This window comes from Brucella sp. GW823-FHT04E01, assembly GCF_058796175.1.
Genome location: NZ_JBXAIK010000001.1, coordinates 85,732 through 105,975, shown reverse-complemented (window position 1 = coordinate 105,975; position 20,244 = coordinate 85,732). Strand labels below are relative to the sequence as shown.

Sequence of the window (20,244 nt, the reverse complement as noted above, 5' to 3'; positions counted from 1 at the left end):
GCGAGTGTCTGGAAAACTGCATTTCAAACCGCCAAAGTTAATGCGTTCGCTCAAAAGCGAATCCGTCCGAATCTCACCCGTAGAATTTACCAATCTCGTATAGAAACTTTTAACGCTATTGTTTCCTGAAGCAATTTTCTGTTTTGCGTTCATCACAATTGTTTGAGGCTTCTTCTCGGGAGACAAACCCGGAATGCCTTAATGAACAAAGTGACGCAGTGGCATCCACTCCGCATCGCGCTAAAAGCCCCACAGACTATGGTTCTGAAGCATTTCTTCGGAACTTCGATCAACACATATCGCGCGAGCCGGAAACGATGACGACCTCCGGCTGGCGCAGCTGGCAAGCAAGCGAGGTACCGCGATGGCAGAAGCAAGCGCCGCCGATCTTTTTCCTCTTGGTGAAGACGACACCCCTTACCGCAAGCTGACTTCCGATCATGTCTCTGTCGATACGTTCAAGGGACAGGAAGTCCTGACTGTCGATCCGGAAGGGCTTCGCCTACTTTCGGAAGCGGCCTTTGCCGATATCAACCATCTGCTGCGCCCCGGCCATCTGCAGCAGCTTGCCCATATTCTTGAAGACCCGGAAGCAACGGATAACGACCGTTTTGTCGCCTACGATCTTCTGAAGAACGCCAATATCGCAGCAGGCGGCGTGCTTCCCATGTGTCAGGATACCGGCACGGCCATCATCATGGGCAAGAAGGGCCGTCGCGTCTGGACCGAAGGCGGTGATGCCGATGCGCTCGGCGCTGGCGTGCTCGACGCCTACAACAAGAAGAACCTGCGGTATTCGCAGCTGGCGCCTCTTTCGATGTTCGAGGAAAAGAACACCAAGAACAATCTGCCTGCCCAGATCGATATCTATGAAGAAGGCGAAGACGCCTACAAGTTCCTTTTCGTTGCCAAGGGCGGCGGTTCGGCGAACAAGACATTCCTCTATCAGGGAACGCCGTCGCTCCTGACGCATGACCGCATGATCGACTTCCTCAAGGACAAGATCCTGAGCCTGGGAACAGCCGCCTGCCCGCCTTACCATCTGGCAATTGTCATCGGCGGCACTTCGGCTGAGATGAACCTCAAGACTGTCAAGCTTGCCTCGACGCGCTATCTGGACAGCTTGCCGACCGAGGGTTCCGAAACCGGACATGCTTTCCGCGATCTCGAAATGGAAGCTGAAATCCATAGACTGACGCAGTCTCTCGGCGTCGGCGCTCAGTTCGGCGGCAAATATTTCTGCCATGACGTCCGTGTCATTCGCCTGCCGCGCCACGGCGCTTCGTTGCCAATCGGCATCGGTGTTTCCTGCTCCGCCGACCGTCAGGCCAAGGGCAAGATCACCAAGGACGGCATCTTTCTGGAAAAGCTGGAAACCAACCCGGCCAAGTACATGCCGGATATCGACGAGGAAAAACTGTCGTCGCATGTGGTCAAGATTGACCTCAACCAGCCGATGCAGGACATTCTCAAGGAATTGTCGAAACACCCGGTCAAGACGCGCCTGTCGCTCTCCGGTCCAATCATCGTGGCGCGCGATCTGGCCCATGCCAAAATTCGCGAGCGGCTTGAAAACGGCGAAGCCATGCCGGACTATTTCAAGAACCACCCGATCTATTATGCTGGCCCGGCCAAGACGCCTGCCGGTTATGCTTCCGGCTCGTTCGGGCCAACCACGGCAGGCCGTATGGATTCCTATGTGGACCAGTTCCAGTCCTTTGGCGGCTCCATGGTGATGCTCGCCAAGGGCAACCGTTCGCGTCAGGTGCGCGAAGCCTGCGGCCAGCACCGTGGGTTCTATCTGGGCTCCATCGGTGGCCCGGCTGCCCGTCTGGCCCAGGATTGCATCAAGAAGGTCGAGGTTGTCGAATATCCGGAACTCGGCATGGAAGCGATCTGGCGTATCGAAGTGGAAGATTTCCCGGCCTTCATCGTCATCGATGACAAGGGCAATGACTTCTTCAAGGAACTCAATCTGGGTTAAAAAGTAAAAAGGGCGGCGCAAGCCGCCCTTTTTGTTTCAGGCATTTGTGCCGCCATCGATCGTGAGCGTAGCTCCAGACACGAAACGTCCTTCGGGGCTGGCAAGCCAGGCCACCAGACTTGCAATATCGTCAGGCGAACCGAAACTGCCGGTTGCGATAAGCTCCCGCTGCTGTTCGGCATGTTCTCCAGCCGCCGGATTCATATCCGTATCGGTGGAGCCAGGCTGAACGACGTTGACCGTGACGCCCTTTGGACCAAGGTCGCGCGCCAGACCTTTCGTCAAACCGATCAGCGCCGCCTTGCTTGCCGCATAAAGGCTGATGCCCGGCCACGGCACGCTTTCGGCGAGGTTGGAGCCGATGGTTATGACGCGTCCACCAGCACCGAGGTGTGGTGTGGCCGCTGAAACGGCGGCAAAGACAGCCCGGAAGTTCACAGCCATAACCTCATCGAAGTCGGCAAGTGTGACCTCTTCCAGCGGGGCCGCATGCCAGATGCCAGCACTGTTGACCAGTATATCCAGACGACCAAAATCCTTGACCGCTTTCTCGATTGCCGCCGCAATCTGGCTCGCGTCGCGATTGTCGGCCTTCAGCGCCAGAGCCTTGCCACCATTGGCTACGATTTCGGAAACCACAGCTTCAGCTTTTTCCTTGCCGTTCACATAAGTGACGACAACTGCCGCGCCATCTTTCGCGAGCCGTCGTGCAATCGCTGCACCGATACCGCGACTTCCGCCGGTGATGAAGGCAACCTTTCCGTTCAAAGCTTCGGCTGACATACCATCTCCTTTTTGTATTGATTGATACATAATTGCTGACAGGCTTGCACAGAACCGTCAAGCGATTTATTTAATGATCGATACAGAAAGGTTCGCACGTGGCAGAAAAAGGACGGCCCCGCAGCTTCGACCGCGAAACAGCGCTTCGTGCTGCAATGTTGATATTTTGGGAAAAAGGCTTCGACGGATCGTCGCTGGCCGATCTGACGACGGCTATGGGCATCAATGCGCCAAGCCTCTATGCGGCATTCGGAAGCAAGGAAGAACTCTATCTCGAAGCCCTCACCCTTTATGCCGGTGAAGTGGGCATTGAAATCTGGTCGACACTGGATGAAACGCCGGATGTTCGTGCTGCTTTCGAGCGTTTTCTGCTTGCCACGATAGATGCCTACTGCGAGGAATCCGTGCCGCGGGGCTGCATGATTGCTCTGGATACGCTTCATCGGACGCATTCAAGCGACAAAGTCTGCGACGTGCTGCGCAATCACCGCCAGACCAATATCAAAATCCTGAAAAAGCGGCTCGAACGCGGCATTCGTGACGGCAATATTCCCGCATCCGTCAATTGCGAAGCGGTTGCGACCTTTTACGCGACAGTCCAGAACGGCATGTCCATTCTCGCACGCGATGGTGGAACGCGGCAAGATCTCACCGCAACGGCACTGGGCGCCATGGCAGGTTGGGAGAAACTTGTTCTCACCGAAACATCATCAGGCAACCAGCCTTAATCGCGGACCGTCATCAAGATAATCCGCCACCAGGGACGCCACTTCAGCACTCGCAATGATGCGGCGATGCCCAAGGCCATCCGCCCAGTGCACCCTGACATGAGAGCCTGCCTTGCCGGCCATTTCCGCGCAGATGGCGGGAACTTCCTTATCGTCATGCGCGTGGATGACCAGCGTCGGAATTGTCATGCGGCGCAGATGAACGTCGGTATCGAAATCCGTGATCGGGCGCGCTGCGAGATGACGGACTTGCTCCTTCATTGCGTTGCGCACGTCACGACCAAGCCCAAGCACTTTGCCGAAACCGTCAAAGACGCCTGCCATGGAGTGCGGGGAAGCAATTGTCACCAGCTTTGCTGGGCGATGTGACTGGTAGCACCCGAGAGAACCCGCTGCGGCATTGACGATGACCGCACCACCGAATGAGTGACCGATCATCGCATCGAACGGACCATACTGGCGCCACGCAACATCAACGGCGGCGATTGCCTGTATCATGTTGAGGGTGCGGCCTGCCGATGCGCCATGCCCCGGCAGGTCGATGGAGACAACTCGTTCCCCACGCGCAACAAGCTCGCGAATGATCGCTATCATATCCGCTGTGCGCGATCCCCAGCCATGAACGACAAGCGACGTTCTTCCCACATAAACATCGGGTTCGAACAAATAGGTTGCGATAAGCCCGCGATCGATAATCAGATCGAGCCGCTTTGCCTGACTGAGTTCGTTGCTCGCCTGTTCAAGCCGCGCGGCATAGGCCTTGGTCTTCGGCTTGCGGCTTGGCGTTCGACAGAAAATCCTGAACGCGGCGCGACCTGCCTTGTCGGCATCAATGCGGCCAAGCACACCCAGACCGAATCGCGTAACCTGCAAAGAAATCGATGTCATGACAGGGCCTCAATTATGTTCAATCCTGAACAAATAATTGTACAAGAATGAACAAAATGCAAGACAAGACTCAAAAACTGCCGTGGGACAATCCGCGCTTCAAGAACTGGATTGCCGTTGCACGTGCCGGCAAAGCGGTGGAACGCGCCCTCGCCCAGGGGCTGGCGACCTTCGATCTCAAGATCGCCGATCTCGATGTGCTGATGAATGTTTATCGTCATCCCGGCGAATCCCAGCATGATCTTGCGCGCCGCATTCTCGTCGGACGTTCGAACATCACCATGTTGCTGCCGAAGCTAGAAAAGCGCGGCTTGCTGGTGCGCGAGGGCGACCCGGCAGACAAGCGCGTGATGCGGCTGACACTAACCGCCAAGGGCGAAAAGCTTCTGGGACATGCGCTGACGATCTATACCGACCTGATTGACCGCGTCATGGCGCAATCGACAAATGCGCAATGCAACGCGATGGGCGATGTGATGCGGCGCATATCCGAAATGCTGGAGAAAGAATGACCGGCAGGCGGGATCAACGATCCCGCTTCAGGCCTTTTTCGGCGAGCTCATCGAGATAAGTTTGCCATAACGTGTCCTTCTCGGTGCCGAGCTTGTGGAGATAGGTCCACGAAAACAGGCCGGTATCGTGCATGTCGTCAAACGTTATGCGGACGGCGTAATTGCCGACCGGCTCCATCTTCATGATTTCGACAGCCCGCTTGCCACCAACTGTGATGCGCTGTGCCGGCGAATGCCCCTGTACTTCTGCCGAAGGCGACAGCACACGCAGCAACTCGGCGGTCAGCTCGAATTTCTGGCCATCATCGAACGCCACAGTCATCAGTTTGCGGTCGTGTGAGACACGCAATTCAGTCGGCCAGACCTCACTCATCACCATTCTCCAGCTTGGTTCTTCGCCAGCTTTTGATAGGCCCCGCGTTAAAATATCGCAATAGTCGCGGTCATTATTGAAAGAGCTTCGCGTGCGTGAAACTGGACATTGAGGCTCGCAGATCCTATTTCTAGGTAGACGACGCGGATATTCCTCCGCATCCTGTGGAAACAACGGCTTAATGATGTACACAAACCAAGCCCAGCCACTTGTTTCCCCGACTGGACCCATGATTGATCCTTTCGGGCGTGCCATTACCTATCTTCGTGTTTCAGTGACGGATCGTTGTGATTTCCGCTGCACCTACTGCATGGCGGAACACATGACGTTCCTGCCCAAGAAGGATTTGCTGACGCTTGAGGAACTGGACCGGCTTTGCACCGCCTTTATCGACAAGGGTGTCAGGAAACTGCGCCTGACCGGTGGCGAGCCTTTGGTGCGCAAAAACATCATGCACCTGATCCGGCAGCTGTCGCGCCATCTGAAATCAGGTGCGCTGGATGAATTGACGCTGACCACGAACGGATCGCAGCTTTCACGCTTTGCCGACGAGCTGGCGGAATGCGGCATACGCCGTATCAATGTCTCGCTGGATACGCTCGATCCTGAAAAATTCCACCAGATCACCCGCTGGGGCGATCTTCCCCGGGTTCTTGAGGGTATTGAAGCCGCACAACGCGCCGGTATCCGCGTCAAGATCAATGCAGTCGCGTTGAAGGATTTCAACGATCACGAAATTCCCGAACTGATCCGCTGGGCCCATGGCCGCGGTATGGACATGACGCTCATCGAAACAATGCCGATGGGCGAGATCGAGTTCGACCGTACGGACCAGTATCTGCCGCTCTCGCAGCTGCGCGAGGACCTGTCGCAGCAATTCACGCTTTCAGATATTCCTTACCGTACAGGCGGCCCTGCCCGCTATGTTACGATTGAGGAAACCGGCGGGCGGCTCGGATTCATCACGCCGATGACGCATAATTTCTGCGAAAGCTGCAACCGCGTCCGGCTTACTTGCACCGGTATGCTTTATATGTGCCTAGGCCAGAATGATGACGCCGATCTGCGCAAGGCCTTGCGGGAAAGCGAAAGCGACCTGCTGCTCAGCCAGGCCATTGATGAAGCTATTTCGCGCAAGCCGAAAGGCCATGATTTCATCATCGACCGCGATCATAATCGACCGGCGGTTGCTCGCCACATGAGTCTTACCGGCGGCTGAGCGATTTATACTTAAAAAAGCACACAACCCGAAATAATTGTCGCGAGATCGACTTTAAAACGGTATGCAATCTTAAACTGGATTCTGTATCGTGCCGCAGTCAGCAAATTTTCGCGCAAGTATTTTCATGCTTCTCGCCATGGGCACCTTCACCATCGGCGATACGATCACAAAATACCTCCTGACCGAGATGAACAGCGGACAGTACATGCTGATCCGAGGCATATTCGCCACGGTGCTGATCGGTTTGCTCGCCTGGCGCCACGGTGCATTGCGCAATCTGTCGCTTGAAAAGATGACGATCCTGCGCGTCGTAGGCGAAGTTGTCGCCACCATCACCTATATTTACTCGCTCGGCCATCTCTCGCAGGCGTTCTGTTCGGCTGTCTTTCAGGCAACGCCGCTTGTCGTGACGCTTGGAGCAGCACTCTTCCTGAAGGAAAAAGTGGGCTGGCGTCGCTGGTCCTGTATTCTTGTCGGCCTTGTCGGGGTTCTCATCATCATCCGGCCCGGAACGGATGGTGCTGCAAGCCTTACTGCCGTCGCTGTACTTCTTGCCAGCGTAGGCTTTGCCGCCACGCGGGATATCGCCACACGCCGTGTGCCCGCTCACGTGCCGACCCTCTATCTCTCGACATTGACCGCAGGCGCGATAACATTGACCGGCGGCGCGCTGACCGTTCCAATGGGCGGATGGCAGCCCGTTGGAATTACAGCAGTCGGCGCCATGGCCATTGCCGCTGTCCTTCTCCTCGTCGGATATCACTTCATCATTCTCGCCATGCGTGAGGGCGAAGTGTCATTCGTTTCGCCGTTCCGCTATTCCAGCCTGCTTTGGGCAATCGGCCTCAGCACTTTGATTTTTGGCGAAGCACCCGACATATATACGATCATGGGATCGGTTCTGGTGGTCGGAAGTGGCGTCTATATGGTCTATCGTGAAAACGTGTTGAAGAAGCGGGAGCGCAACAAAAGCACATTGGCGACGATCCCGACCGGCGTGGAACCCTCATGATTGCAGGCGCAATCATCGCTGGCGGGCTCTCCAGCCGCATGCAGCAAGGCGGCGTTGCGGGTGACAAATTCCTTCAGCCGCTCGGCAGCACCGGCACTATTATTTCCCATGTCGTCAGAAGAATCAAACCGCAGGTCGAAGCGCTTGTCATCAATGCGAATAGCGATGATCCCCGCCTGACTGATCTCGGCGTGCCGGTGATCAAGGACCTGCCGGCAGAACATGGCGGCCCGCTGATCGGCATTCTGACCGCGCTGACGCAGCAGGCACAAGAGTCCTCATTGCTGCTAACGACAGCAGCCGATACGCCATTCCTGCCTCGCGACCTCGCGGACCGCCTTCTTGCACGTCGGAACCAAACCGGGGCGCGGATCGTTCTCGCCAGTTCCCTTACCCGGGTCCATCCGATTTTCGGACTATGGGAAACCGGACTGGCTGACGAACTCACCGTCTGGCTCACCAATACCAGCAGGGCCAGCGTCTTCGCATTCGCCGAACATATCGGATTTGAAACGGTTGATTTTCCGCTTGTCTTCGTTGGCGATAGACCGGAAACATATGACCCGTTCTTCAATATCAATCGGCCCGACGATCTTGTCGCCGCCCGAAAACTGGTTGAGGCAATGGAATGAACCAGAAGCTTTTCGGCATTACCGGCTGGAAAAACTCCGGCAAGACGACAATGACCGAACGTCTGGTCGCATGCCTTACGGCACGTGGATACCGTATCGCCACCATCAAGCACGCCCATCATAATTTCGATATCGACCATGAAGGCACCGATTCCTGGCGTCATCGAAAGGCCGGAGCAGCGGAAGTGGCTATCGTCTCGTCGCAGCGCTACGCAATCATGCATGAAGGTCTCGGCGAAGAAGAACCTTCTCTATGGGAGATTGCGGCCAAGCTGGCGCCTTGCGATCTGATTCTGGTCGAGGGCTACAAGCGGGAGACGCACAAGAAAATCGAACTGCGTCGCGAAGGCGGCCACGCCGGGCCGGCTCTCTCCGTTGACGATCCCGCCATCGTCGCCGTTGCCAGCGACCAGCAGCAACCCGGCGAAAAAGTGCCGGTGTTCGGCATCGATGAAATAGAGCAAATAGCCGATTTCATCGAAGGCGTTATGGGTCTCTGAGAGACTCTCTATAATTTCCCTCTTTGACAACACAATTCACCGCTTTCCGGTGAAGGCATGCAGAAAACGCCGAGGAATTCCCCCCTTGGACACACAATTTAATTACGCAGACCATCTTGCCAATCGTCTCAAAATGGTGGGAATATCGTTTGCAGATCTGATGGTGGGGACGGAAGCGCGAAAAAATATTGCGCATGATCGGCTCAACCATCTATTGGTAGTGGCCGGGGGGAATCCGCTACCAAACGTGCAATTTAAAGTTTCACGGTCGTGACTACCCCTTAAGCGGCTGAACCAGAAGAAATAATCAGGGAACCAGCCAGAACAAAACGAGAGGACTGAAAATGCGCGTATTGAAGCGTATCGCCGCCGCGGCATCTGTTGCTGCGCTGGCAATTACGATCGGTAGCATGACTGCCGGTGTTGCAAATGCAGAAGAGCCACTCAAGCTCAAGATCGGCACCGAAGGCGCCTATCCTCCATTCAACTTCATCAAGCCAGACGGCACCCTCTCGGGCTTCGACGTCGATATCGCCAAGGCGCTCTGCGAAGAAATGAAAGCGCAGTGCGAATTCGTCACCCAGGAATGGGACGGCGCTATTCCTGCCCTTCAGGCTGGCAAGTTCGACGCCTTCATCGCCTCCATGTCCATCACGGACGAGCGCAAGAAGCAGGTCGACTTCTCCAACAAATATTACAACACGCCTCCCGGCATCGCAGCTCCCAAGGATACCGACATCAAGGGTGTGACCAAGGAAGACCTCGCTGGCAAGACCATTGGCGTTCAGGTTTCCACCACACACTCCAATTACTCGGAAAAGACTTTTACCGATAGCACGATCAAGGCCTATCCGACTGCTGAGGAATACCGTCTTGATCTCGCCAATGGCCGTCTCGACGCCGTCAACGACGATAGCGTGACACTGGCCGAATGGCTGAAGTCGCCGGATGGCGCCTGCTGCAAGATGGTCGGCACTTTCCCGCCGGTTATCGAGATCCACGGTCCGGGCGCTGGCGTTGCCTTCAAGAAGGGCCGTCCGGAGCTGGTTGAAAAATTCAACGCAGCCATCAAGGCGATCCGCGCAAACGGCAAATACAAGGAAGTCAACGACAAGTACTTCGACTTCGATGCTTATGGCGCCGAAAATTAATCAAAATTGACACCTATGCGCCGGTTTGCTTTCCGCAAATCGGCGCAAAACATTTGTATGGGCATGCCGTACAAGCCTTGCCGGGCAAAAACCTCGCAGGCGATAAAAACATAGGCAAATGCCTTTAGGAAAAAGAATAGGCGCATGGAACACTACGCCACTTTGTTGAGTTTCGGCCCCGACGGATGGGGTGCCAGTATTGCCTGGGGGCTTCTGGTAACCGTCTCGCTGGCTCTCGCAACACTCCCCGTTGGTCTCGCACTCGGATTTCTAGTTGCTATCGGCAAGCAGTCCACCGAACCATCGATCCGGCTCGCTTCAAACATTTACACGACTATCTTTCGTGGTTTGCCTGAGCTTCTAACCCTCTTTCTCGTTTATTTCGGCGCCTCTCTCGGGTTGCAACGGCTTCTCAGTCTGTTCGGCATCGAAGCGAATGTGGAAATCAATGCGTTCGGCGCCGGTATGGTTGCGCTGGGCTTCGTCTTCTCGTCCTATTCGAGCGAAGTCTTCCTTTCGGCGTTTCGCGCAATTCCGCGCGGGCAGTATGAAGGCGGTTATGCAGTTGGCCTGTCGCACTGGCAGACCATGCGCAAGGTCATCCTGCCGCAGCTGATCCGCATCGCCCTGCCCGGCCTTGCCAATCTTTGGCTGGTGCTGCTCAAGGATACGTCGCTGGTTTCGGTCATCACATTGTCCGATATTCTGCGGCAAACCTCCATCGCGGCACGCGTGACCAAGGAACCATTTCTGTTCTTCGGCATAGCCTGCCTGCTCTATCTGGTTCTCGCAATCATCTCGTCCTACTTCATCAATCGCATTGCCCGCTGGGCTGATGCGGGCGCCAACCGGTCGCGAGGTGCATGATATGAGCCAGACTGTTTCCACTACGACAATTCCCGCGATGGCTCCGCCACCCGTGGTCAAGCAATGGACGCGGATGCGCGTTGCCGGCCATATCATCGTTGCCTTCTGGTTCCTTCTTTTCGCTGGCCTTGCGATCTATCTCTACAATGCATGGCGTATCGATCTGTTTGAAACCTATGGGCCACGCTACTGGTCCGGGCTTCTGATAACGCTGAAACTGGTTGCCGTATCGATTGTCATAGGCGCCCTGCTCTCGCTACCGATCACGGCCGCGCGCATGTCCAACAATCGCTGGCTGCGCGGAATTGCTTTCGGCTATGTCTATTTCTTCCGCGGCACGCCGCTGCTGGCGCAGACATTCCTTATCTATTATGGCTTCGGCACCTTCCGTCCTTTTCTGGAAAGCATCGGGCTCTGGGTGTTTTTCCGCGATGCGTGGAATTGCGCCATTCTGGCGTTTTCGCTCAACACGGCAGCCTACCAGGCTGAAATCCTGCGCGGCGCTATCCAGAGCGTGGCGCTGGGCCAATGGGAAGGCGCTGCGGCGCTTGGCATTTCGAAGCGTGTGACGTTCTGGAAGGTCATTCTTCCGCAGGCGCTCATCGTGGCGTTGCGTCCTTACGGCAACGAAATCATCCTGATGATCAAGGGTTCGGCCATTGTAGCTATCATCACCGTGCTTGACCTGATGGGTGAAACGCGCCGTGCCTATTCGCGGACATTCGATTTCCAGACTTATCTCTGGGCTGCAGTCATTTATCTGCTTATCGTCGAATGCCTGCGGCACGTTTGGGATTTCCTCGAACGAAGGCTGACCCGCCATCTCATTCGTTAGAGATCACTAAACCGGCATAAAACCAAAATATCGCCCCCGGCAGCCTTGCAGCTTCCGGGGGCGTTCTGTTTAGAATACAGCTTCCAACAGTAAGGTAACAGGTTGAGTCATGATGAAAATCTGGGGTCGTATCAATTCCACGAATGTGAAGAAGGCGCTCTGGACAGCGCGCGAACTCAATCTCGACTATGAACAGATCAATGTCGGTGGCCAGTTCGGTGGATTGAAAGATCCAGCTTACCTCGCACGCAATCCGAATGGGCTGATCCCCTTGCTGGAAGACGGCGACACAGTGCTGTGGGAATCCAATACCATCACGCGGTATCTCGCGGCAGCTTACGGCAAAGGCACGCTGTGGATCGAAGATCCAGCCAAGCGCGCGCAGGCCGAAAAATGGATGGATTGGGCTTCCGCATCCTTCTACACCAATTTCAGCAACGTCATGAAGCATCTGATCCGGCTGCCGGAAGCTGAGCGCGATCCAGCCATTCTGGAACAAGGTCTTCAGGGCCTTGCGCAATCAATGCAAATTGCCAATGAGGGCTTGAAGGAAGCTCCCTGGTTCTCGGGCGAGAACTTCGGTATCGGTGATATTCCCACCGGATGCTACGCCTATGCCTGGTTTGAGTTTCCGATTGAGCGTCCCTCTCTTCCGCACCTTGAAGACTGGTATGGCCGCCTCAAACAGCGTCCGGCCTATCAGGCGGCCGTTATGACGCCTCTCACCTGATTTCTAGAATTATCCAGAGGAATGAACGAATGACGACATCCGCTAAAGTCGCCTTTCTGGGCCTGGGCGTCATGGGTTATCCCATGGCAGCTCACCTCAAGAACAAGGGCGGTCACGACGTCACGGTCTATAACCGCACGACGGCAAAAGCCGAAAAATGGGCCAAGGAATTCGGGGGTAACTTTGCCGCGACACCTGCCGAAGCCGTGCGCGATGCAGATTTTGTTTTTGCCTGTGTCGGTAACGATGATGACCTTCGTTCCGTGACCATCGGCCCGGATGGCGCCTTCTCAACCATGAAGAAGGACGCGATCTTCATCGACAACACAACAGCCTCTGCGGAGGTTGCTCGTGAATTGGATATCGAAGCACAGAAGCGCGGCTTTCATTTCATCGACGCCCCCGTCTCCGGTGGTCAGGCCGGTGCCGAGAACGGCGTTCTCACGGTAATGGTCGGCGCGCCGGAAGCCGTTTTCGAGCGTGCCCGGCCAGTTATCGATGCTTATGCGCGTATGGTCGGCCTCATGGGACCGGTCGGCTCGGGCCAGCTTGCCAAGATGGTCAACCAGATCTGCATTGCTGGTCTCGTTCAGGGACTGGCCGAAGGTATCCATTTCGGCAAGAAAGCTGGTCTCGATATCGAAAAACTGATCTCGGTGATCTCGAAAGGCGCGGCTGGCTCCTGGCAGATGGAAAACCGGTCCGGCACCATGAACCAGGGCAAATATGATTTCGGCTTTGCCGTCGACTGGATGCGCAAAGACCTTGGCATCTGCCTTGAGGAAGCTGACCGCAATGGAGCACTTCTGCCTGTGACCGCCCTCGTGGACCAGTTCTATAAGGAAGTGCAGAAGATCGGTGGCAGCCGCTGGGACACATCTTCATTGCTTGCGCGGCTGGAACAGCCCTGAGACAAACGATCCTCAACAAAAAAGCCCGGCATTGCCGGGCTTTTCGTTTGTCACGCATCAAGCTTAGAACTTGACCTTTGCAGTGAGCGAAAGACCACCGACGAAGTCGTTACCGAACTCGCCCTTGGAACCAGTTAGGTTTGGCTTACCGTTGACAACCGTATCGTCGAGTTCACCCGAAGACAGCCAACCGGCGGCACCCGCCAGACGAACTTCAAACTGTTCATTAGGCTTGTAGTTGGTACCAAGGCCAAACAGCCAGACGTCGGTCTGCGAGGTCAAGCCTGTGCTGGTTCCGCGATCCCAGGTAACAGTACCGGCCACCGACCATTGATCATTAAACTTGTGGCCGACGCCGCCGCTAACCGTCCAGCCGTCCTGATAATACAGGTTCAGACTGGTGATCGTGGTGCCTTTGCGAGTGACATTGTTGTCAGATGCGTTGAAATCCACCTGTGTTATGGATGACCAATCTGTCCACTTGACCGAGCCAAAAGCAAGCCAGTCCGGAGCGATACCGGTCTGGAACTTGAATTCAACCGACTGTGGTGTATCAACATCGCTTTCAACATTGATCGGAATACCACGACCGCCGACAATCGCCAGATTGTCAATCGTGCCTTCAAGATTATACTTGAGCTTGGACTGATAAACCAACGTCGCGCGCATCGCATATTCTGGAATTTCATAGGCAGCACCGAGACGCCAGCCCACTGCCTCATCCTCAACATCCAGGGAACCGATACGGAAGGTGCCACCGAATGCAGAGCCAGGAGGTATCATCTTGGTCTGCTCGCCTTTGAGCTCCTGATAGCTCACACCGCCGAGGATACGGAAATAGCTTTTCTCGCCAGCTGCAAAACGATACGAGCAGTTTACGCCGTAATCGTTCGAAGAAATCTTCTGATCGATGGCAGTGAACATACGAACCGTATCAACGCCAACGTCGGTGTGAATTCCCCAAGGCTGACGATACTGCGCCGCACAGGCAAGGTCGTCGGTCAGGTCGAACTTTGCCGAAGCCTTGGGAACCCAATAACTCTTTGCTTCATCGACGCTGGTTTCATAAGGCTGTCGCGTGATCGGATTGATACCGCCGGTGGCCGCACCTACCCGCGAGCCACGGATATTCTTCAGCTTACGCTGTGGCGCCACATAGGTTCCGCCAGCTTCGACGGCATTGCCCTTTTCGAAGAGAATATCGAAATCCTGCGAGCTACGCTCAAAGCCGCCTGCATTGGCAGCAACCGCGCTTCCGAGGAGAGCTGCGACCATTCCTGCCATTTTCACGCGCTGTACACTCATAATGTCCTCCCAAACAGCAACGGTATTAACGTTGACGGAAACGTAAATCAGGAAGGATTCAGGCCGCAAGTCGCATTAATTTGGATTAGCATCATCGTACTTTCGGAGCATTCGTCAAAAATGGCTAAAACATCAAATATCGTGCCACTTCATTAGCAAAAATCGCCCGACACATGACAAAACAGGCCCAAATCTGCCAATTTTCCGCCTCTTTTTTGCCTTGTTGCGAAAGCGCAACATTGGTCGAAAACAATCGAAACCAGAGTTCGATCTACCGGTCCAACCCTTGAAACGGGTCCAAACTCTGTCCAGCCGCATAAAAAACGCCCGACAGTGAAATGCACTGCCGGGCGTTTGATTCGATAGGGAATCGTTTTCTGACGTCAGGTCAAATCAGCCCGCATCACGGATGCGTGATTCAGCAGTTGCTACACGCTGCGCCGATTCCTTCAGCTCAGCCAACCGCTCACGCTCTGCCTCAACGACTTCCTCACGCGCGTTCGCAACGAATTTTTCGTTGGAGAGCTTCTTCTCGATACGATCCATTTCAGCGGCAATCTTGCCGGCTTCCTTGGCGAGACGTGCTGCTTCAGCCTTGAGGTCAATCAGATTGCCTAGCGGGATGCAGATTGTCGCCTCACCAAGCAGCATCTGGGCTGAGCCCTTGGGGGCCTGTGCCTCGAACGAGACACTCTCCACGCGGGCAAGGCGCTTGATGGCAGCATCGTGACGGGCGAAACGTTCTACGCTTGTCGCGTTGGCATCCAGCACGACAACCGGGGCAATCGCACCGGCGGGCACATTCATTTCCGCACGGACAGAACGAATGCCGGTGACGAGATCAACGAGCCAGTTGATGTCAGCCGCGGCTTCCTCGTCCTCAAACGACAGTTCCGGCCAGGCAGCAAGCGCCAGTACCGTATCGCGTTTCTGTCCCTCACCTGCAGTCAGGGTCCAAAGCTCTTCGGTCATGAAAGGCATGAACGGATGCAGAAGCTTATAAACCTGATCCAGACAATAGGCTGCCGTGGCTTGTGCTTCTGCCTTCGCAGCTTCATCGTCACCCATGAAAATCGGCTTCAGCAGCTCCAGATACCAATCGCAGAACTGGTTCCACACGAAACGATAGGCAGCACCCGCAGCTTCATTGAAGCGGTAGGTGTCGATGCCTTCCGTCACGGCTTGCGTTGCCTTGGTCAGTTCCGTCAGAATCCAGCGATTGACGGCAAGCTTGGCGTTTTCCGGCTTGAAACCGGCATCAAGCTTCACGCCATTCATCTGGGCAAAGCGCGTTGCGTTCCAGAGCTTGGTGCCGAAATTGCGATAGCCGGCAATACGCGCCGGGTCGAGCTTAACGTCACGGCCCTGAGCGGCCATGATGGCAAGAGTGAACCGCAGCGCATCAGCACCGTATTCATCCATCAGCTCGAGCGGATCGATGACATTGCCTTTCGACTTCGACATCTTCGCGCCGTGCTTGTCACGAACGAGAGCATGCAGATAAACCGTATGGAACGGGATTTCGTCCATGAAATGGAGGCCCATCATCATCATGCGGGCAACCCAGAAGAACAGAATGTCGAAACCCGTAACCAGAACACTGGTTGGATAATAGGTTGCGAGTTCCGGCGTCTTGTCGGGCCAGCCGAGCGTCGAAAACGGCCAAAGCGCCGACGAGAACCACGTATCGAGAACGTCAGTATCGCGCTCAAGTGCAACGTCTTCGCCATAGTGAGCGCGTGCGGCGGCTTTCGCTTCCTCTTCGCTCTTTTCGACAAAATACTGACCATCCGGACCGTACCAGGCCGGTATCTGATGTCCCCACCAGAGCTGGCGTGAAACCGCCCATGGCTGAATGTTTTCCATCCAGTCAAAATAGGTCTTTTCCCAATTCGTCGGGACGATCTTTGTCTTGCCCTCGCGCACCGCCGCCATTGCTGGCTTGGCCAGTTCGCCAGCGTTTACATACCACTGGTCAGTCAGATAAGGCTCGATCGGAACGCCGCCGCGATCACCATGTGGGACGGCGTGCGTGTGATCCTCGATCTTTTCCAGATAGCCGCGCTCGTCCATCAGCTCGACGATGCGCTTGCGGGCTGCGAAGCGGTCCTGCCCTTCGAGTTCGTGGATCAGCGCCTTCAATTCCGGTGTCAGCTGCAGCCCTTCGAGGAAATCAACATTGTCCTTGATCGTGATCGACGCATTCGTCGTCAGAATGTTGATAGCGCGCAGCTCATTCCGCTTGCCCACTTCGAAATCGTTGAAATCGTGCGCGGGCGTGATCTTGACAGCGCCGGAACCGGCTTCCGGATCAGCGTAATCGTCTGCAACAATCGGGATATGGCGACCGACAAGCGGCAGCACGACATCGTTGCCAACCAGGGCGTGGTAACGCTCGTCCTTCGGATTAACCGCAACGCCGGTATCGCCCAGCATGGTTTCCGGGCGCGTCGTCGCAACGACGATGTAGGTATGCGGGTTCTCTGGATCGAATGGAACGTTCTCAAGCGGGTAACGGAAATGCCAGAGATTACCTTTCATTTCGCGCGACTCGACTTCGATGTCGGAAATTGCCGTCAGCAACTTCGGGTCCCAGTTGACCAGACGCTTGTCGCGATAGATGAGACCTTGCTTGTAGAGCGAGACAAAAACTTCCAGAACCGCGCGCGACAGTCCTTCATCCATGGTGAAGCGCTCGCGTGACCAGTCGCAGGAGGCACCAAGACGGCGCAGCTGGTTGGAAATCATGCCGCCGGATTCGGCCTTCCACTGCCAGACGCGCTCAATGAACTTCTCGCGGCCCATGGTATGGCGGTTTGGCTCCTGCCGTTCGGCCAGCTGCCGTTCGACAACCATCTGCGTTGCAATGCCCGCATGGTCCATGCCGGGCTGCCACAGCACGTTCTTGCCGCGCATACGCTCGAAGCGAACCATAATGTCCTGGATCGTGTTGTTGAGCGCGTGGCCCATATGCAGCGATCCGGTAACGTTCGGCGGAGGAATGACCACTGCGAACGGATCGGCTCCCGGCTTCGCGCCTGCACCCGCCTTGAATGCACCCGCTTCTTCCCAGCGTTCAGCAATTTTCGGCTCTATCGCCGCGGCGTCATAGGTCTTCTCAAGCATGGAATTATCCGGTCTTTATGCGCGATGAATGGATTGAAGGCTCAATAGCAACTAACAGCAGACAAATCACTTTAAAAGTGACAGCGCCACTTTTGGTCACTTTAAAAGTGAAAACCCGCCTGCTGCACAGGCGGGTAATATTTCAATGGATCGGCTTGATACCGTTTATCGCTCGCCACGCACCACACGTTCGATTTCTTCCCGGACAAGCCGCTCAACAAGCGTCGGCAGATTATTGTCGAGCCAGTCCTGCAGCATCGGACGTAACAGTTCCGTAGCGATATCGTCGAACGAACGGCGTGGCTCGGCCCGAACCACATGGTTCAAATCCTGAAATGCGGCAGCTACCTGACGTTCGGCAATCTGCGACAGCATATGAGCAGCAGGCTGCATCTTTGCAGCGGGCTCAGTAACTGGCGCTACCGCCTCGGGCCGAACCGAGGTTTCCTGCTCGGCAAGAGCTGCAGGTTCCTGCTCCATGTCCGCATCGAGTTCCGGTTCGAGCAAGGCGTCGACTGCTTCGGCAATTTCCGCCTCAACGGAAAGGTCGATTTCTTCCAGAGATATGTCCGCCTCTGCAGGCAGTTCCAAAGACTGCGTGGCCTTGGCGTGAGAATGATCGTCATTCTCGGCATTGAGAACAACTTCATCCTCGTCATCGGCTTCGATTTCAGGCTCTGGCGCTGCCTGCGCCGGTTCGCCAATCGGGCCGCGCAATGTCGGTTCGTCCTGGAATACGTTGCGCATCATTGCAGGCTTTTCCGGCTGTGCAACGGGCTGCTCGGTGACTGGACGACGGAACTCCGCAACCTCTCCACGAGCCGGAGAGGCCGTTGCCACCGGCGCTGGCTGGCGAGTGACATCACTATCTTCAATGATCCTGCGGATGGAAGCGAGAATCTCCTCCATCGACGGTTCACGTGCTGCGCTGGATGTCTGTGCCATGGCTACTATCCGCTTTCCTGTATTGCGACATTGTCTGCAAAAGACAGAGAATCAATGGATTAAAGGTAGCGGACGATCCTCTGTTTGAGAATCCCCGGCCAAGGCAAGCTGGATCAAACTCACAGCTTTATGGATTTGTTAAGAATTGCGGGCGCTGCAAAATCGAATCGCAGCAAACAAAAAGGCACCCGAAGGTGCCTTTTCAATTCTCACTATGCTTGCAAGCAATCACCGACCGTCCGGCGTGCGCAGACCAAACCACTTGTCCTTGACGGCTTCGTAATGCTCTTCCGGCTTGTACTGAGCGACCTGCAAGCCCATCTGGCTGGCAGTCATGCGACCGGTCGCATTGAGAAGAGCATAGCTGGCGACAATAACGTTACGCTCGGATTCGACCAGAGCGATCTGAGCATTGATCAGATCGTTTTGCGAATTCAAGACGTCCAACGTCGTGCGCTGTCCAACCTTGCGCTCTTCAATGACGCCATCAAGAGCAAGCTGTGCGGCGGAAATGCCGTCACGATTTGCCTTGACCGATGCGCGGGCAGCTTCAAGCTGCGACCATGCGGAGCCGATAGCCTGACGAACCTGATCGCGAACGACGTCGACTTCGATACGTGCCTGACCGAGCTGTTCCTTGGACTGGCGAACCTGAGCCGAACTACGGCCACCGGTATAGATTGGGATACTGACGCCGACGCCGATGGACGCCGAGTTGCCATCGGTCTGCGAGCCGCCCTCGCCGGAATAAGTATCAAGGTGGCTGGCGCTTGCCGTAAGGCCGACGGACGGAAGCAGAGCGCCCTCCTTGGCCTTCACGTTATATCCAGCGGCATTAACGGCATATTGGGTCGCAAGAATGCCCGGGTGTCCGGCAGTCGCAATGGAGAAAGCCTGATTTGGCGAGCTCGGCAGGTTCTTGGCTGCGGCTGCGGTCGCAAGCTTGTCCGGCTGAACGCCGATAACCTGCACATAGGTTGCTTCTGCCGACTTGACATCCGCACGTGCGGAATTCAACGCCGCTACGGCAGTCGAACGGCTGGCATCTGCCTGCGCAACGTCGGTACGCGTACCTTCGCCCACATCGAGACGGGCGCGAGCCGCACGAACCTGTTCGTTCAGGGCTGCAAGGTTGCGTTCACGCAGAACAGCGATCTGGCGAGCCTGATAGACATCCATATAGGCTGTTACCGCCTCATAGAGTCTGTTCTGCTCTTCGTTGCGGAGATTTTCGCGCTGGGCGAAGACCTGTGTTTCTGCGGCGGCGACATTGTTCTTGGTTTGAAACCCATCGAACAGCATCTGGTTCAGCTCGATGCCGAACGTGCCTGTCGTGCGATAACCCTGACTTGAAGGTGTCTTGCCACGCCCTACGTTATAAGAACCGGTAATCTGCGGACGATAACCGGACTTGGCAATGGCCACGCCTTCATCCGTGACGCGGACACCTGCGCGGGAGTAGTTCAGGTTAGCATTGTTCTTGTAGGCCTTCACGAGAGCGCCGGTTAACGTCTCCGAGAACGCCGCCTGCCCCGTTAAAATGGTGCCAGACAACAATGCTGCGGCCGCTACCAGTCCTTTGCACGTTTTGAACACCGGGTACCTCATATTAAGAACAAACGAATCCAACTATCGAACCGATCGGTTCGGGCAAATCCTAATAACCTCTAAATTCGGTTATTTCCATTGCCCCCGCCAGAGCTTGCACAAACAAATTCCGCAGCGTTGCAGAATTGTATC

19 protein-coding genes are annotated in these 20,244 nt (G+C 55.6%); 12 read left to right on the top strand and 7 right to left on the bottom strand.

The window, feature by feature from the left end; genetic code table 11:
• Positions 1 to 364 precede the first annotated feature (364 nt).
• Positions 365 to 1,984: a fumarate hydratase gene (locus tag AC1RHM_RS00510; protein ID WP_151576380.1), complete on the top strand. Its 1,620-nt coding sequence runs from the start codon at positions 365 to 367 to the stop codon at positions 1,982 to 1,984.
• Positions 1,985 to 2,020: 36 nt separating this feature from the next.
• Here the strand turns inward: AC1RHM_RS00510 and AC1RHM_RS00505 are convergent, their stop codons facing one another.
• A complete protein-coding gene (locus AC1RHM_RS00505) occupies positions 2,021 to 2,767 on the bottom strand; it encodes an SDR family NAD(P)-dependent oxidoreductase (RefSeq protein WP_036586781.1) in 747 nt (248 codons plus the stop codon).
• A 98-nt stretch (positions 2,768 to 2,865) separates the two neighbouring features.
• Between AC1RHM_RS00505 and AC1RHM_RS00500 the strand changes: the two genes are divergently transcribed.
• Positions 2,866 to 3,495, top strand: a complete 630-nt coding sequence (locus AC1RHM_RS00500; RefSeq protein WP_151612186.1) for a TetR/AcrR family transcriptional regulator — start codon at positions 2,866 to 2,868, stop codon at positions 3,493 to 3,495.
• On the opposite strand, the gene AC1RHM_RS00495 is transcribed toward AC1RHM_RS00500, so the two are convergent.
• A complete protein-coding gene (locus tag AC1RHM_RS00495; protein ID WP_010661311.1) occupies positions 3,478 to 4,383 on the bottom strand; it encodes an alpha/beta fold hydrolase in 906 nt (301 codons plus the stop codon). The genes AC1RHM_RS00500 and AC1RHM_RS00495 overlap by 18 nt on opposite strands.
• 47 nt (positions 4,384 to 4,430) lie before the next feature.
• Between AC1RHM_RS00495 and AC1RHM_RS00490 the strand changes: the two genes are divergently transcribed.
• Positions 4,431 to 4,895, top strand: a complete 465-nt coding sequence (locus tag AC1RHM_RS00490) for a MarR family winged helix-turn-helix transcriptional regulator (protein WP_105529042.1) — start codon at positions 4,431 to 4,433, stop codon at positions 4,893 to 4,895.
• A 13-nt stretch (positions 4,896 to 4,908) separates the two neighbouring features.
• Here the strand turns inward: AC1RHM_RS00490 and AC1RHM_RS00485 are convergent, their stop codons facing one another.
• A complete protein-coding gene (locus tag AC1RHM_RS00485; protein ID WP_105529041.1) occupies positions 4,909 to 5,268 on the bottom strand; it encodes a gamma-butyrobetaine hydroxylase family protein in 360 nt (119 codons plus the stop codon).
• Between the two features lie 229 nt (positions 5,269 to 5,497).
• On the opposite strand from AC1RHM_RS00485, the gene moaA reads away from it, so the two are divergent.
• The 9 genes from moaA (at position 5,498) to AC1RHM_RS00440 (ending at position 13,128) form a co-directional block, all read left to right on the top strand.
• A complete protein-coding gene (gene moaA / locus AC1RHM_RS00480) occupies positions 5,498 to 6,487 on the top strand; it encodes a GTP 3',8-cyclase MoaA (RefSeq protein WP_029924909.1) in 990 nt (329 codons plus the stop codon).
• A 127-nt stretch (positions 6,488 to 6,614) separates the two neighbouring features.
• Positions 6,615 to 7,502: a DMT family transporter gene (locus tag AC1RHM_RS00475; RefSeq protein ID WP_043062075.1), complete on the top strand. Its 888-nt coding sequence runs from the start codon at positions 6,615 to 6,617 to the stop codon at positions 7,500 to 7,502.
• Entirely contained in the window at positions 7,499 to 8,134 is a 636-nt protein-coding gene (gene mobA, locus AC1RHM_RS00470) for a molybdenum cofactor guanylyltransferase (protein ID WP_105529040.1), read from the top strand. The genes AC1RHM_RS00475 and mobA overlap by 4 nt, the downstream gene beginning before the upstream one ends.
• Positions 8,131 to 8,634, top strand: coding sequence for a molybdopterin-guanine dinucleotide biosynthesis protein B (mobB, locus tag AC1RHM_RS00465; protein WP_036586792.1), 504 nt, complete (start codon positions 8,131 to 8,133; stop codon positions 8,632 to 8,634). Before mobA ends, mobB begins: the two co-directional genes overlap by 4 nt.
• Positions 8,635 to 8,978: 344 nt before the next feature.
• The gene (locus tag AC1RHM_RS00460; protein WP_010661304.1) at positions 8,979 to 9,785 is read left to right on the top strand and encodes an ABC transporter substrate-binding protein; all 807 of its coding nucleotides are present in this window, start codon (positions 8,979 to 8,981) and stop codon (positions 9,783 to 9,785) included.
• 144 nt (positions 9,786 to 9,929) lie between these two features.
• Positions 9,930 to 10,652, top strand: coding sequence for an ABC transporter permease (locus AC1RHM_RS00455; protein WP_010661303.1), 723 nt, complete (start codon positions 9,930 to 9,932; stop codon positions 10,650 to 10,652).
• A 1-nt stretch (position 10,653) separates the two neighbouring features.
• Complete coding sequence (locus tag AC1RHM_RS00450) at positions 10,654 to 11,487, top strand: ABC transporter permease (protein ID WP_029376257.1); 834 nt, start codon at positions 10,654 to 10,656, stop codon at positions 11,485 to 11,487.
• A 109-nt stretch (positions 11,488 to 11,596) separates the two neighbouring features.
• Positions 11,597 to 12,217 (top strand): glutathione S-transferase family protein, encoded by a 621-nt coding sequence (locus AC1RHM_RS00445; protein ID WP_105529039.1) that lies wholly within the window; start codon positions 11,597 to 11,599, stop codon positions 12,215 to 12,217.
• 29 nt (positions 12,218 to 12,246) lie between these two features.
• The gene (locus AC1RHM_RS00440) at positions 12,247 to 13,128 is read left to right on the top strand and encodes an NAD(P)-dependent oxidoreductase (protein ID WP_105529038.1); all 882 of its coding nucleotides are present in this window, start codon (positions 12,247 to 12,249) and stop codon (positions 13,126 to 13,128) included.
• Positions 13,129 to 13,191: 63 nt separating this feature from the next.
• Here AC1RHM_RS00440 and AC1RHM_RS00435 read toward each other — a convergent pair whose 3' ends face one another.
• The 4 genes from AC1RHM_RS00435 to AC1RHM_RS00420 all read right to left on the bottom strand — a co-directional run bounded on the left by AC1RHM_RS00435 (position 13,192) and on the right by AC1RHM_RS00420 (position 20,112).
• The gene (locus tag AC1RHM_RS00435; protein ID WP_105529037.1) at positions 13,192 to 14,433 is read right to left on the bottom strand and encodes an OmpP1/FadL family transporter; all 1,242 of its coding nucleotides are present in this window, start codon (positions 14,431 to 14,433) and stop codon (positions 13,192 to 13,194) included.
• Between the two features lie 393 nt (positions 14,434 to 14,826).
• Positions 14,827 to 17,559, bottom strand: a complete 2,733-nt coding sequence (locus AC1RHM_RS00430) for a valine--tRNA ligase (protein WP_105529036.1) — start codon at positions 17,557 to 17,559, stop codon at positions 14,827 to 14,829.
• A gap of 165 nt (positions 17,560 to 17,724) precedes the next feature.
• Entirely contained in the window at positions 17,725 to 18,504 is a 780-nt protein-coding gene (locus AC1RHM_RS00425) for a PopZ family protein (protein WP_105529035.1), read from the bottom strand.
• Positions 18,505 to 18,732: 228 nt separating this feature from the next.
• Complete coding sequence (locus tag AC1RHM_RS00420) at positions 18,733 to 20,112, bottom strand: TolC family outer membrane protein (protein WP_010661296.1); 1,380 nt, start codon at positions 20,110 to 20,112, stop codon at positions 18,733 to 18,735.
• Positions 20,113 to 20,244: the final 132 nt, after the last annotated feature.

Excerpts from the sequence above, each read along its gene's own strand:
- mobB (WP_036586792.1), top strand. The coding sequence starts at position 8,131 with ATGAACCAGAAGCTTTTCGGCATTACCGGCTGGAAAAACTCCGGCAAG.
- AC1RHM_RS00510 (WP_151576380.1), top strand. The coding sequence starts at position 365 with ATGGCAGAAGCAAGCGCCGCCGATCTTTTTCCTCTTGGTGAAGACGAC.
- AC1RHM_RS00420 (WP_010661296.1), bottom strand. The coding sequence starts at position 20,112 with ATGAGGTACCCGGTGTTCAAAACGTGCAAAGGACTGGTAGCGGCCGCA.
- mobA (WP_105529040.1), top strand. The coding sequence starts at position 7,499 with ATGATTGCAGGCGCAATCATCGCTGGCGGGCTCTCCAGCCGCATGCAG.
- AC1RHM_RS00475 (WP_043062075.1), top strand. The coding sequence starts at position 6,615 with ATGCTTCTCGCCATGGGCACCTTCACCATCGGCGATACGATCACAAAA.
- AC1RHM_RS00485 (WP_105529041.1), bottom strand. The coding sequence starts at position 5,268 with ATGAGTGAGGTCTGGCCGACTGAATTGCGTGTCTCACACGACCGCAAA.
- AC1RHM_RS00445 (WP_105529039.1), top strand. The coding sequence starts at position 11,597 with ATGATGAAAATCTGGGGTCGTATCAATTCCACGAATGTGAAGAAGGCG.
- AC1RHM_RS00430 (WP_105529036.1), bottom strand. The coding sequence starts at position 17,559 with ATGCTTGAGAAGACCTATGACGCCGCGGCGATAGAGCCGAAAATTGCT.
- AC1RHM_RS00440 (WP_105529038.1), top strand. The coding sequence starts at position 12,247 with ATGACGACATCCGCTAAAGTCGCCTTTCTGGGCCTGGGCGTCATGGGT.
- AC1RHM_RS00495 (WP_010661311.1), bottom strand. The coding sequence starts at position 4,383 with ATGACATCGATTTCTTTGCAGGTTACGCGATTCGGTCTGGGTGTGCTT.
- AC1RHM_RS00450 (WP_029376257.1), top strand. The coding sequence starts at position 10,654 with ATGAGCCAGACTGTTTCCACTACGACAATTCCCGCGATGGCTCCGCCA.
- AC1RHM_RS00490 (WP_105529042.1), top strand. The coding sequence starts at position 4,431 with ATGAACAAAATGCAAGACAAGACTCAAAAACTGCCGTGGGACAATCCG.
- AC1RHM_RS00455 (WP_010661303.1), top strand. The coding sequence starts at position 9,930 with ATGGAACACTACGCCACTTTGTTGAGTTTCGGCCCCGACGGATGGGGT.
- moaA (WP_029924909.1), top strand. The coding sequence starts at position 5,498 with ATGATTGATCCTTTCGGGCGTGCCATTACCTATCTTCGTGTTTCAGTG.
- AC1RHM_RS00425 (WP_105529035.1), bottom strand. The coding sequence starts at position 18,504 with ATGGCACAGACATCCAGCGCAGCACGTGAACCGTCGATGGAGGAGATT.
- AC1RHM_RS00435 (WP_105529037.1), bottom strand. The coding sequence starts at position 14,433 with ATGAGTGTACAGCGCGTGAAAATGGCAGGAATGGTCGCAGCTCTCCTC.
- AC1RHM_RS00505 (WP_036586781.1), bottom strand. The coding sequence starts at position 2,767 with ATGTCAGCCGAAGCTTTGAACGGAAAGGTTGCCTTCATCACCGGCGGA.
- AC1RHM_RS00460 (WP_010661304.1), top strand. The coding sequence starts at position 8,979 with ATGCGCGTATTGAAGCGTATCGCCGCCGCGGCATCTGTTGCTGCGCTG.